This is a genomic window from Escherichia sp. E14S1, assembly GCF_004211995.1.
In the GTDB taxonomy this organism is placed as follows: Bacteria; Pseudomonadota; Gammaproteobacteria; order Enterobacterales; family Enterobacteriaceae; genus Escherichia.
In genome coordinates, this window is record NZ_RHJQ01000003.1 from 86,048 (window position 1) to 98,288 (window position 12,241).

Sequence of the window (12,241 nt, forward strand, 5' to 3'; positions counted from 1 at the left end):
AAACTAAGGGGGAGAATGCATCTCCCCCTTCATGTTTAAGTTTATGTAAAAATGCATTTGTTGCGCTTTTGACTGACTACGCTTTAAGCCAGAGTCAATCCGGAGGCGTTATGCATCGACAATCCCTTTTCCTTGTGACCCTTTTCTGTGTTTCTTCCGCTCTCTGGGCGGCGCCTGCAACGGTAAATGTCGAGGTATTGCAAGACAAACTCGACCATCCCTGGGCGCTGGCCTTTTTACCCGATAATCACGGTATGTTAATCACGCTGCGTGGTGGCGAGTTACGCCACTGGCAAGAAGGAAAAGGATTATCTGCGCCGCTGGCTGGTGTGCCGGAAGTCTGGGCACACGGGCAGGGAGGCTTGTTGGATGTAGCTTTAGCGCCTGATTTTGCCCAGTCTCGCCGCATCTGGTTAAGTTATTCAGAACAGGGAGATGATGACAAAGCCGGTACTGCCGTAGGTTATGGCCGTTTGAGCGATGATCTGACAAAAATAACGGATTTCCGCACCGTTTTTCGTCAGATGCCTAAGCTTTCTACCGGTAACCATTTTGGCGGACGGTTGGTGTTTGACGGCAAAGGTTATTTGTTTATTGGTCTGGGGGAAAACAATCAGCGCCCGACGGCGCAGGATCTGGATAAATTACAGGGCAAACTGGTGCGTCTGACCGACCAGGGCGAGATCCCGGATGATAATCCTTTTGTAAAGGAAGAATCCGGTGCACGCGCTGAGATCTGGTCTTACGGCATTCGTAATCCGCAAGGGATGGCGATGAATCCGTGGAGCAATGCGCTGTGGCTGAATGAGCATGGTCCGCGCGGTGGTGATGAAATTAATATCCCGGAAAAAGGCAAAAATTACGGCTGGCCGCTGGCATCCTGGGGCATCAATTACTCGGGACTTAAAATACCGGAAGCGAAAGGGGGAATCGTTGCCGGTACCGAACAACCGATTTTCTACTGGAAAGATTCGCCCGCCGTGAGCGGTATGGCCTTCTATAACAGCGACAAATTCCCCCAGTGGCAGCAAAAATTATTTATTGGCGCGTTAAAAGACAAAGATGTCATCGTGATGAGCGTCAAAGGCAATCAGGTAACGGAAGATGGCCGCATATTAACGGACAGAGGGCAGCGAATTCGTGATGTTCGCACTGGGCCCGACGGTTATTTGTACGTATTGACCGACGAGTCCAATGGCGAATTACTGAAAGTAAGTCCACGTAATAATTAGCTAACGGGGATCATCACCACTTTACGCACTGCGGGGCGTTCAGTGAGCTGTTGATACCAGCGCTCCAGATTTGGACGCGGTGTCCAGGTCAGACCGACGTTAAACAAATTGTAGATAAACGGTGCAATAGCGATATCACCCACGCCAAATTTATCACCAGAGAACCATTTCACTTTTGCCAGTTCCGCATCAAGAAGGGCAAACAGAGCGTCGCATTCCTTGCAACTGGCATCAATGGCGGCCTGGTCGCGCTCTTCAGGCGGTGTTCTGACCAATCCCATCAGGATCCCGCGATGGGCATTACTGAGCGTCTGGTTTGCCCAGTCCATCCATTTTTCCGCTTCTGCACGACGTGCTGGCGAGTCGATCCACAAGCGGTTTTGCCCGTACTGTGCTGCCAGGTAGCGGACAATGGCGTTCGATTCCCAGAGAATTAAATCACTTTCGTCGTCGCGCAACAGCGGCACCAGCCCGTTGGGATTCATCGCCAGAAAGTCGGCGTCATGGTTTACTCCAAACTCACGGCCCGCGGGAATTTGCTCATAAGGCAGATCCAGTTCTTCGAGCGTCAGCAACACTTTTTTTACGTTGGTTGAATTATTCCGACCCCACAGCGTAATCATACTCACCCCTTTTTACACAGGCAGCCACAGGCTGAACAGGACTCTGATGGTGGAGTAAAGTTAACTTTTAAGCAACAGTTGGTAAAAAAATGACGCCAGAAGCAGCGAAGCGGCAGGATATTGCATAAACTTTAAAAACTTTACCAACTTACGGTTTCTTTAAGTTTGTGTGTGCGTTATTAATCACCGAACTTATCATACGGCGATATAACGTATTTTTTTTGAATGGATACTCGGGTGGCATTTATGACGCAATACTCCTCTCTCCTTCGTGGTCTTGCAGCGGGTTCTGCATTTTTATTTCTTTTTGCCCCAACGGCATTCGCGGCGGAACAGACCGTTGACGCGCCGAGCGTGGATGCGCGTGCATGGATTTTAATGGATTACGCCAGCGGAAAAGTGCTGGCTGAAGGTAATGCGGATGAGAAACTGGACCCAGCCAGTCTGACCAAAATCATGACCAGCTATGTGGTTGGGCAGGCGCTCAAGGCCGATAAGATTAAACTCACCGATATGGTGACGGTCGGTAAAGATGCCTGGGCGACGGGGAATCCGGCGCTGCGCGGTTCATCGGTGATGTTCCTCAAACCGGGCGATCAGGTTTCGGTGGCCGATTTAAACAAAGGCGTGATTATTCAGTCCGGTAATGACGCCTGTATTGCGCTGGCAGATTACGTCGCGGGCAGTCAGGAGTCATTTATTGGCTTGATGAATGGTTATGCTAAAAAATTGGGCCTGACCAACACCACCTTCCAGACGGTGCACGGTCTTGACGCTCCGGGGCAGTTCAGTACCGCACGCGATATGGCCTTGCTGGGCAAAGCGTTAATCCACGATGTACCGGAAGAGTACGCCATTCATAAAGAGAAGGAATTTACCTTCAACAAGATTCGCCAGCCTAACCGTAACCGTCTGCTGTGGAGTAGTAATGTCAATGTCGATGGTATGAAGACCGGTACTACGGCAGGTGCCGGTTACAACCTGGTGGCCTCCGCGACCCAGGGCGACATGCGTTTGATCTCTGTGGTACTGGGAGCGAAAACCGATCGTATCCGTTTTAATGAGTCCGAAAAGTTGCTCACCTGGGGCTTCCGTTTCTTTGAAACCGTGACACCAATTAAACCTGATGCCACCTTTGTGACCCAGCGAGTCTGGTTTGGCGATAAGAGTGAAGTGAATCTCGGTGCTGGCGAAGGCGGATCGGTGACTATTCCGCGTGGACAACTGAAAAACCTGAAAGCCAGTTATACATTAACCGAACCGCAGCTCGCCGCACCGCTGAAAAAAGGCCAGGTCGTCGGAACCATTGATTTCCAGCTTAACGGTAAATCTATTGAACAGCGTCCGCTGATCGTAATGGAGAATGTGGAAGAGGGTGGATTCTTTGGTCGGATGTGGGATTTCGTGATGATGAAATTCCATCAGTGGTTTGGTAGCTGGTTCTCTTAATCTTTAGATGACCGGATGGCGCGTTGACGTCATCCGGCGATGCTTAATTAATACATTAACTTAATACGCTGCGTTTGCGCGTACTTCACATACTCATCTTCCGGACAACGATCGCTTACTACGATATCAAAGCGTTTCAGGTCGCCCATGCGTGCCGGACGTATCTTACCAAACTTACTGTGGTCGACAACCAGCACATGCTTTTGCGCCATCGACATAGCCCAGTGTTTTACCGGCAACTCTTCAAGATTAAAACAGGTTGCGCCTTTTTTGATATGTACACCCGCAGCGGAATAAAAAGCGATATCCGGACAAAAATTATTCAGCGTTTGTTGAAAATCGATAGGTTTGAAGATGGCGTTGCTGGCGTGAAATTCTCCACCACTAAGAAACGCCCGGCAATGTGGTTTCTCTTGCAGCGCCAGAAAGGTATTCAGTGAATAACAAACGGCGGTGAAAGGGATTTCATTATCAATCGCTTCAATAATCCAGGGCGTAGTGGTGCCGCAGTCAAAAAAGAGGGTCTGACCGGGTTCTACCAACGTCGCGGCCAGTTTCGCAGCGCGGCGTTTTTCTTCCACCAGACGGGATTTTTGGTCGCTTAGCAGGTAATGGCTGGCGCTGCGTGGTTCGAGAACGATATAGCCGCCGAGTAATATGACGGGGGCGCTGTTGTTATTCAGGTCGCGACGAATCGTCATCTCTGAAACCCCAAGTAGGGCGGCGGCGTCCTTCAGATGTAACTTATCGCTGCGTTTTAATTCCTGGAGTAATTGCCCGATGCGCTCTTCGCGACGTGTTTCCATATTCCCTCTGAATAGTTATTGAAGCGAGCCGCCTGATATTACACGTTTTATCCGAAATCAGCCACGTACCCAGCCTTTACGGATCGGTAAGGCGAAACAGAAGCGATACCACGATTGCAGCCGCTGGTAGAGCATCGCCCCCGCAGCTTGCCAGATAATCTGCGCGCTAAGGCAACCAATCATTCCCGCCAACAACCCACCAAGCATATCCAGTGGCCAGTGGACGCCAAGGTAGACCCGCGACCAGGCAATAATTACGGCCAGCACCATGAGAAGCGATCCGGACCACAAACGATGCCAGATTAAAAATGCCAGAGCGAAGGTGAAGATCACCGTGCCGTGATCGCTCGGGAAAGAGTCATCCGCCGCATGGTGCAGGAAGTTATAGCCGATATTCTCGACAAACGGGCGGTCATGTGGAAATAAATGACCCATCCACCAGGAAACAAACAGACTTACAGCCAGTGCGATCGCTATTTTTATCACTATCTGCCGTTGCGCCGTACGTCCCCACAGCCAAAGTACCCCGACCAGTAGCGGCACCACAGTAATCAAATCTTTGGCAATAAAAATCGCCAACGAGATCATCCACGGAGAAGAATCTGGCGTGGCATTAATTAGAGAGAATAATGAGTAATTGAGATTTTCCAGCATAACTTCCAGACTCATAAGGTGTTTAATGGGGAGCCGTCAGGCAAGGCGGTGAGAATAAGGTGCATGTTAAACAGGGTAAAGCGGCATCGTCTTATTTCTCATAAGCGGCCCGTATTACGTGAAGTAATGGTAACGCGCGGTAGTTAAATAAAGCTTAAAAAAGAGAATCTAATCGCCGATTAATGTAAGAATGTGCTTAAGGAGCAAAAATTGCTTTCTCGTTAGCCACGCTTTTATTAAACTTTGCGCGATTATTCTTGGCGAAGAAATTGCATGCAAAATAGATTAGCTAATGGTGCCAGACTTGGACGTCAGGCATTACTTTTCCCTCTCTGTCTGGTGCTCTACGAATTCTCAACCTATATCGGTAACGATATGATTCAGCCCGGTATGTTGGCCGTGGTGGAACAGTACCAGGCGGGCATTGATTGGGTTCCTACCTCGATGACCGCGTACCTTGCGGGTGGGATGTTTTTACAGTGGCTGCTGGGGCCATTGTCGGATCGTATTGGTCGCCGTCCGGTGATGCTGGCGGGCGTAGTGTGGTTTATCATCACTTGTCTGGCGATATTACTGGCGCAAAACATTGAACAATTCACGCTGTTGCGCTTCTTGCAGGGCATAAGCCTCTGTTTCATTGGCGCTGTGGGTTACGCCGCAATTCAGGAATCCTTCGAAGAGGCGGTTTGTATCAAGATCACCGCGCTGATGGCGAACGTGGCGCTGATTGCTCCGCTACTCGGCCCGTTGGTGGGGGCGGCGTGGATCCATGTGCTGCCCTGGGAAGGGATGTTTGTATTATTTGCCGCATTGGCAACGATCTCCTTCTTCGGTCTGCAACGTGCCATGCCAGAAACCGCCACGCGTATAGGTGAGAAACTGTCGCTGAAAGAGCTCGGGCGTGACTACAAGCTGGTGCTGAAGAATGGTCGCTTTGTTGCGGGGGCGCTGGCACTGGGGTTTGTTAGTCTGCCGTTGCTGGCGTGGATTGCCCAGTCGCCGATTATTATCATAACCGGCGAGCAGTTGAGCAGCTATGAATATGGTTTGCTGCAAGTTCCCATTTTCGGCGCATTAATTGCGGGGAACCTACTGCTGGCGCGACTGACCTCGCGTCGCACCGTACGTTCGCTGATCATTATGGGCGGTTGGCCGATTATGATTGGTCTGTTGGTCGCCGCTGCTGCAACGGTCATCTCATCGCACGCGTATTTGTGGATGACCGCTGGGTTAAGTATTTATGCTTTTGGTATTGGTCTGGCGAATGCAGGACTGGTGCGTCTGACGTTGTTTGCCAGCGATATGAGTAAAGGTACGGTTTCTGCGGCGATGGGTATGTTGCAAATGCTGATTTTCACTGTCGGTATTGAGATCAGTAAACACGCGTATCTGAACGGCGGCAATGGTCTGTTTAATCTCTTCAACCTTGCCAACGGAATTTTGTGGCTGCTGCTGATGTTTATCTTTTTAAAAGATAAACAGGTAGGAAATTCGCATGAAGGGTAAAAAAAATGCCTGATTGCACAATGCAATCAGGCATTTTCGTATTAATGGTGATGGTCATCGATCTGATGTTCGATAACCATTCCTTCGCCAACGCTGGCAAGGTGACGAACATACGGATGTGGACGGTAAGCCGGAGCAGGAGCCACATAGACGGTTTGCGGCACAGTAGCGACACTGACGGCTTGTGGAACGCTGACAGAATCAGGGACCACTACCACTTTGTATCCACTTGGCACATCGACGGTAACGCTTTGCGCCATCGTTGCACCGGCAAAGCTCATGAGAAACGCGCCCAGCAAAACATAATTCTTCATAATCATTTCGCCTGAAATAATCCGGTGAGTTAATTTCTGCGAATTATGCAGCCTTCATTCAGGCGTTGTGTTGCCGGGCGTGCTGCCGTTTTATTGATTAAATGGCGCTTCGTGTTTAAGAACTTTATCAATCACGTCCAGTACGCCTTCACGGTTATTGGAACCTGCACGATATTTCGCCGCTGCAACAACCGCGCTGCCGGCATTTTCCATTGCGAAGCTGTACCCTGCCTGACGCAGCATCTCAATATCATTACCGCCATCGCCAAAGACCACGACTTCGCTGTCGTCTATTCCCCATAATTTCTGGAGTTGACGCAGGCCATTGGCTTTATGCACGCCGGGGATGATTAAATCGATGCTGCCGTTGCCGGTATGCACTGGCACCATAATATCGCCGATGGCTTCATGTAATGCTTTCTGCACTTGTGGAATCAGTTCATCGGAAAGATTCAGGCCAAACTTGAAGAAGATATCTTCTAGGTTGTCAAAGTTATCGACGTATTCCAGACGGTGATAATACATTTCCGCCACGGTTTTCATGGCATCGTCATATTTTTTGAGGGTATAGGCGCTATTTTTTCCGCAGGCAATAATCTCCACTTCCGGGCGCGTCAGCAAATGCGCCACGACAGTGGCAAAAGCATCTTTCGATAGCTCACCATTAAAAACATCTTTGCCTTCGCTCACTACCCAGCCACCATTTTCCGCCACAAAAGCAATTTCATCGGCAATTTCGGGGAAGAATGAGATCAACTGATAATATTGATTCCCGCTGGCAACCACAAAGCGAATACCTTGTGCTTTCATCTGCTGATATTGGGCCATAAACCGCTCGCGGTTATAGGTTTTTTGATCGCTTAAGAAAGTACCGTCCATGTCTACCGCAATTAATTTAATGCCCATCAACTATTCTCCATCGCAGTCTGCGTTTTTGTATTGGGTTTGGCGACGGCTTTTGCGACGATAGCCGCGAGAATAACCAGCGCCAGTACAACCAGCATTGCACTACGTAATCCATAATGTTCGCCGAGATAGCCCAGCAGTGGCGGCCCGACGAGGAAAGCCAGATAACCGGTCGTGGCCACTACGCTGACACGGGTTGGCGCATCGGGGCCGGTATCACTGGCGGCTGAAATGGTCAGCGGGAAGCCCAGCGAGGCACCCAGTCCCCAAAGAACGACAGATACCCCGGCGACCCAGGCGCTATCAACAAAAATAATTAGCCCGATACCCAACGCACCCATTAGTGCACTGGCACGTACCACGGCAACGCGGCTGTAGCGATCAATAAACCAGCCGCCGGTAAAACGTCCAACGGTCATCCCCAATGTGAAACCTGCGTATATCAATGAGCCGGATGTTGGGCTAAATCCGTGGCCATCAACCATTAATAAGGGTAACCAGTCGTTGGCAGAACCTTCTGCAAAAGCCATTGCCAGCACCACGACACCAATTAATAGCAACTGAATATCGCGATAAAAAGGAACCCCTTTTTCACTATGCTGCGTGCCATCGGCAGCATTTTTTCCCGTACCGTCAGGGATTGCCTGAATAGCGATATAAATAGGCGCGATGCCCACCAGCGCCGCCAGCAAAATGTGAACAGTTGCCGGAACTCCAAAGGCCGTCAGCGCCATCCCTACACCAGCCCCCGCCAGCGTACCGAGACTGTAGAAGCCATGCATCATCGGCAAAACCGTTTTATTCATTTCTCGCTCAACGGCAGCACCTTCAACGTTTATCGCCACTTCTGCGGAACCAAAACTGGCGCCAAAAACGCCAAGACCAACGGCAAAGAGCACAGGAGATGTCAGCCAGAGCGCCAGACTTAATATCATCATCCCGATCAATGCGCAGGACATCGTGACCAGGATGACATTACGCGTCCCAAAGCGTTTTACTAACCACGCCGAGGAGAGAATGCCGCTCATCGAACCGATTGACAGACCAAAGAGCACTCCGCCCATTTCGGCGATAGAGACAGAAAGAATGTCGCGGATAGCGGGCGTTCTGGTTGCCCAGGAAGCCATTAGAAGGCCCGGCAAAAAGAAGAACATGAACAGCGCCCAGGTACGGCGTTTCAATGTATTACGTGAAGAATTTACTGTCATAGATCACGTCAAAAAAAGAAGAGAGAAGACAACCTTAGCAAGGTTGTGTACATTTGTACACAATTGCAGAGAGAGGAAATGACATGCGTCGCGCTAACGATCCACAACGGCGAGAAAAAATCATCCAGGCCACTCTCGAGGCGGTGAAACTTTACGGAATACATGCCGTGACGCACCGTAAAATAGCTACCCTTGCCGGGGTACCGTTAGGGTCGATGACCTACTATTTTTCAGGAATTGATGAGCTATTACTGGAAGCGTTCAGTAGCTTTACGCAGACTATGTCACTGCAATATCAGGCATTTTTTCTCGATGTCAGAGATGCCCCCAGTGCCTGCCAGGCCATCACAGAAATGATCTACAGCTCGCAGGTTGCAACGCCGGACAACATGGAACTGATGTATCAACTCTACGCGCTGGCCAGTCGAAAACCGTTATTAAAAACAGTGATGCAAAACTGGATGCAGCGCAGTCAGCAAACACTCGAACAATGGTTTGAACCTGGAACGGCCCGGGCTCTGGATGCTTTTATTGAAGGGATGACGCTGCATTTTGTCACTGACCGTAAGCCGCTATCGCGCGAGGAGATTTTACGGATGGTGGCACGAGTGGCGGGGCAGGAGATAAATTTCAGGCAACAAAAAACCCATCAACCTTGAACCAAAATGGCGGGGTTGATGGGCTCCACAAAATGGGGACATCAAAGAAAAGCAGTGGCACTAATTAAGACTGATGCCCCAAAGAAAAGTTCGCCGATTGTACAAAAAAATTTCATTTTCAGGGCAACTTCAGTTTTATCCGAGTCCTGGCCATACCATGACAATGATTGTCCCAGCCAGCGTTAGCAGTACGTTAGCTATTGCATAAGTGCCCGCATAACCTAAGGCTGGGATGTTACTGCGTGCGGTGTCGCTGATGATCTCCATTGCCGGCGCACAAGTACGCGCGCCCATCATCGCGCCGAACAGGAGTGCGCGGTTCATACGCAGTACATAAGCGCCGAACAGGAAGCAGATAACCACCGGCACCAGACTGACAATCAATCCGGCAATTAACATCTGACCACCGATCGCGCCCAGGCCGTTATTAATGCCGCTACCGGCGCTTAAACCAACGCCTGCCATAAACACCATCAAGCCGAACTCTTTCACCATGCTTAACGCCCCCTGCGGAATGTAACCGAAGGTCGGGTGGTTAGCGCGCATAAAGCCCAACATAATGCCGGCGAATAACAAGCCAGCAGCGTTACCCATGCCGAAGCTAAATGTACTGAACTGGAAGGTAATCATCCCGATCATCAGGCCAATAACAAAGAACGCGCAGAATGCCAGCAGGTCTGTGACCTGGCTGTGAATCGAGATAAAGCCGATGCGGTCAGCAATGGTTTTCACGCGACGGGCATCGCCGCTCACCTGTAAAACATCACCTTTATTAAGCACAACGTTGTCATCAATTGGCATCTCAATCTGGCTGCGGATGACGCGGTTAAGGAAGCAACCGTGATCGGTCAACTTTAGTTGTGCCAGACGTTTACCTACCGCGTTATGGTTTTTGACGACTACCTCTTCAGTGACGATACGCATGTCGAGAAGGTCACGATCAAAAACTTCTTTACCGTTACGGAAGCTGGGATCGAGGCGGGCATGGGCGTCTGGATATCCCACTAACGCTATCTCATCGCCCATTTGCAGTACGGCGTCGCCATCTGGATTTGCCAGAATCCCGTTACGACGAATACGTTCAATGTAGCAACCGGTTTGACGATAAATACCCAATTCACGCAGATTTTTGCCGTCGGTCCAGGCCACCAGCTCCGGGCCGACACGGTAGGCGCGGATCACCGGCAAATAAACTTTTCGGCTGGCATCGGTGTCCAGGCCACGTTCGCGAGCGATTTGTTGGGCGCTGGTCTGTAAATCCTGATGTTGCAACTTCGGTAAATAACGTGCGCCGACAATTAAACTCACCAGGCCAATTAAATAAGTTAACGCATACCCAAGGCTTAGATTATCCAGTGCTGTGGAGAGCTGTCCGCTTTCCATACCGGAATGGCGTAATGTGTCGCCAGCACCGACCAGAACCGGTGTCGATGTCATGGAGCCAGCCAACATACCGGCCGTCAGACCGATATCCCAGCCAAACAGCTTACCCAACCCTAAGGCGATCGCCAGCGCACTGCTAACCATCACCAGAGCTAACATTAGGTAATTTTTCCCATCGCGGAAAAAAATGGAAAAAAAGTTGGGTCCGGCTTCGACCCCGACGCAGAAAATAAACAACATAAAGCCAAGATTAAGCGCGTCGGTGTTAATGCTGAAATGTTGTTGCCCTAATAGTAACGATACGACTAAAACGCCAATGGAATTACCCAGTTGGATTGAACCAAGTCGTAATTTTCCTAGACATAGTCCAAGCGCAAGGACTACAAATAATAACAGAATGTAATTCCCATTTAACAATTCGGCGACGTTTATATTCACGGAGACTAACTTCTTGTTTACGAGTAAGCTGTTGAAAGAAATGGTAATTTAAGATAATGTTTTTACCTGAAATCAGGGCGCGAATTCATTCAGCGCACTTAAGCAATAGTAAAGAAACAATATATTTTACTAGTGTAATCACATTAAGTACCAACGGCTATAAAAATTGCGTTGGCCTATATTAGCATGGAATGCGAAGCGGCTTTATCTTACTGAACGCCATAGTGGCGAAAATGTGTTCGATAGAGGCAGTGTCAGGAGGAGCGAGTGAAACATAAACAACGTTGGGCGGGGGCAATCTGCTGTTTTGTCCTCTTCATTGTAGTGTGCCTGTTCCTGGCGACGCAAATGAAAGGCGCTTTTCGGGCTGCCGGGCATCCTGAAATCGGCTTGCTGTTTTTCATTCTTCCTGGAGCGGTTGCCAGCTTTTTTTCGCAGCGTAGAGAAGTCCTTAAACCGCTGTTTGGCGCAATGCTGGCGGCACCGTGTTCTATGTTAATTATGCGTCTGTTTTTTTCACCAACACGCTCATTCTGGCAAGAGCTGGCATGGTTATTGAGCGCCGTATTCTGGTGTGCGTTGGGGGCGTTGTGTTTCTTGTTTATTAGTAGTTTGTTCAAGTCACAGCACAGAAAAAATCAATAAAGCCCTCAAACAGAGAGGGCTTATCCGGCAATCAGGCTTCAAGATTCTCTTTCACCCAGGCAGCAAAATCGGTATAGCCGCCGATGTGTTGCTGATCGACAAAAATCTGCGGTACGGTTTCTACTGGTTTACCTGCTTTCTGTTGTAAATCTTCTTTGCTAATCCCTTCTGCACGAATATCAACATACTGATATTCAAAGTCATCGCGTTCATTACTTAGTTTGTCTGCCAACTCTTTAGCACGCACGCAGTAAGGGCAACCCGGACGACCAAAAATAACGGTTTGCATTGTTTCTCTCCTCATCTGTTTATGTCCGCCATGATTACGCCAAAATTTACTCGCTGAAAGTAGGTTTAACCTGTTGCATTGATTGCTTAAAGCTATAACTGAAGCACAACGCAACGAAAGGTTTTAAAA

Annotated in this window: 13 protein-coding genes; 5 read left to right on the forward strand and 8 right to left on the reverse strand. The window is 49.5% G+C overall.

Features of this window, described 5'->3' with window-relative positions; translation table 11 throughout:
- The first annotated feature begins 110 nt into the window (after positions 1-110).
- Positions 111-1,232: a PQQ-dependent sugar dehydrogenase gene (locus D9734_RS02685; RefSeq protein ID WP_130205183.1), complete on the forward strand. Its 1,122-nt coding sequence runs from the start codon at positions 111-113 to the stop codon at positions 1,230-1,232.
- On the opposite strand, the gene gstB is transcribed toward D9734_RS02685, so the two are convergent.
- On the reverse strand, positions 1,229-1,855 hold the full coding sequence (gstB, locus tag D9734_RS02690; protein WP_130205185.1) for a glutathione S-transferase GstB: 627 nt from the start codon (positions 1,853-1,855) through the stop codon (positions 1,229-1,231). The two genes, D9734_RS02685 and gstB, sit on opposite strands and share 4 nt — an antisense overlap.
- A 246-nt stretch (positions 1,856-2,101) precedes the next feature.
- Here gstB and dacC point away from each other — a divergent pair, with 246 nt between their 5' ends.
- Positions 2,102-3,304 carry a serine-type D-Ala-D-Ala carboxypeptidase gene (gene dacC, locus D9734_RS02695; RefSeq protein ID WP_130205187.1) on the forward strand — a complete coding sequence of 401 codons (1,203 nt, stop codon included), beginning with the start codon at positions 2,102-2,104 and terminating at the stop codon, positions 3,302-3,304.
- Positions 3,305-3,351: 47 nt separating this feature from the next.
- Here dacC and deoR read toward each other — a convergent pair whose 3' ends face one another.
- Together deoR and ybjG are read right to left on the reverse strand one after the other, a co-directional pair.
- Positions 3,352-4,110 carry a DNA-binding transcriptional repressor DeoR gene (gene deoR / locus D9734_RS02700; protein WP_130205189.1) on the reverse strand — a complete coding sequence of 253 codons (759 nt, stop codon included), beginning with the start codon at positions 4,108-4,110 and terminating at the stop codon, positions 3,352-3,354.
- Positions 4,111-4,167: 57 nt separating this feature from the next.
- Positions 4,168-4,764, reverse strand: a complete 597-nt coding sequence (ybjG, locus tag D9734_RS02705; RefSeq protein ID WP_130205717.1) for an undecaprenyl-diphosphate phosphatase — start codon at positions 4,762-4,764, stop codon at positions 4,168-4,170.
- A gap of 273 nt (positions 4,765-5,037) precedes the next feature.
- Between ybjG and mdfA the strand changes: the two genes are divergently transcribed.
- Entirely contained in the window at positions 5,038-6,270 is a 1,233-nt protein-coding gene (gene mdfA, locus D9734_RS02710; protein WP_130205191.1) for a multidrug efflux MFS transporter MdfA, read from the forward strand.
- A gap of 41 nt (positions 6,271-6,311) precedes the next feature.
- Here the strand turns inward: mdfA and ybjH are convergent, their stop codons facing one another.
- From ybjH to D9734_RS02725, 3 genes are all read right to left on the reverse strand, one after another.
- Positions 6,312-6,590 carry a protein YbjH gene (ybjH, locus tag D9734_RS02715; protein WP_130205193.1) on the reverse strand — a complete coding sequence of 93 codons (279 nt, stop codon included), beginning with the start codon at positions 6,588-6,590 and terminating at the stop codon, positions 6,312-6,314.
- 84 nt (positions 6,591-6,674) lie between these two features.
- A complete protein-coding gene (gene ybjI, locus D9734_RS02720) occupies positions 6,675-7,490 on the reverse strand; it encodes a 5-amino-6-(5-phospho-D-ribitylamino)uracil phosphatase (RefSeq protein ID WP_130205195.1) in 816 nt (271 codons plus the stop codon).
- On the reverse strand, positions 7,490-8,698 hold the full coding sequence (locus D9734_RS02725) for an MFS transporter (RefSeq protein ID WP_130205197.1): 1,209 nt from the start codon (positions 8,696-8,698) through the stop codon (positions 7,490-7,492). The genes ybjI and D9734_RS02725 overlap by 1 nt, the downstream gene beginning before the upstream one ends.
- A gap of 83 nt (positions 8,699-8,781) precedes the next feature.
- On the opposite strand from D9734_RS02725, the gene rcdA reads away from it, so the two are divergent.
- Positions 8,782-9,357: a DNA-binding transcriptional regulator RcdA gene (gene rcdA, locus D9734_RS02730; protein ID WP_130205199.1), complete on the forward strand. Its 576-nt coding sequence runs from the start codon at positions 8,782-8,784 to the stop codon at positions 9,355-9,357.
- Between the two features lie 135 nt (positions 9,358-9,492).
- Here rcdA and D9734_RS02735 read toward each other — a convergent pair whose 3' ends face one another.
- Complete coding sequence (locus D9734_RS02735; RefSeq protein WP_130205201.1) at positions 9,493-11,178, reverse strand: aspartate:alanine antiporter; 1,686 nt, start codon at positions 11,176-11,178, stop codon at positions 9,493-9,495.
- 267 nt (positions 11,179-11,445) lie between these two features.
- On the opposite strand from D9734_RS02735, the gene D9734_RS02740 reads away from it, so the two are divergent.
- Complete coding sequence (locus D9734_RS02740) at positions 11,446-11,823, forward strand: inner membrane protein YbjM (protein ID WP_130205203.1); 378 nt, start codon at positions 11,446-11,448, stop codon at positions 11,821-11,823.
- A gap of 31 nt (positions 11,824-11,854) precedes the next feature.
- On the opposite strand, the gene D9734_RS02745 is transcribed toward D9734_RS02740, so the two are convergent.
- The gene (locus tag D9734_RS02745) at positions 11,855-12,112 is read right to left on the reverse strand and encodes a GrxA family glutaredoxin (protein WP_130205205.1); all 258 of its coding nucleotides are present in this window, start codon (positions 12,110-12,112) and stop codon (positions 11,855-11,857) included.
- Between the last annotated feature and the right edge of the window lie 129 nt (positions 12,113-12,241).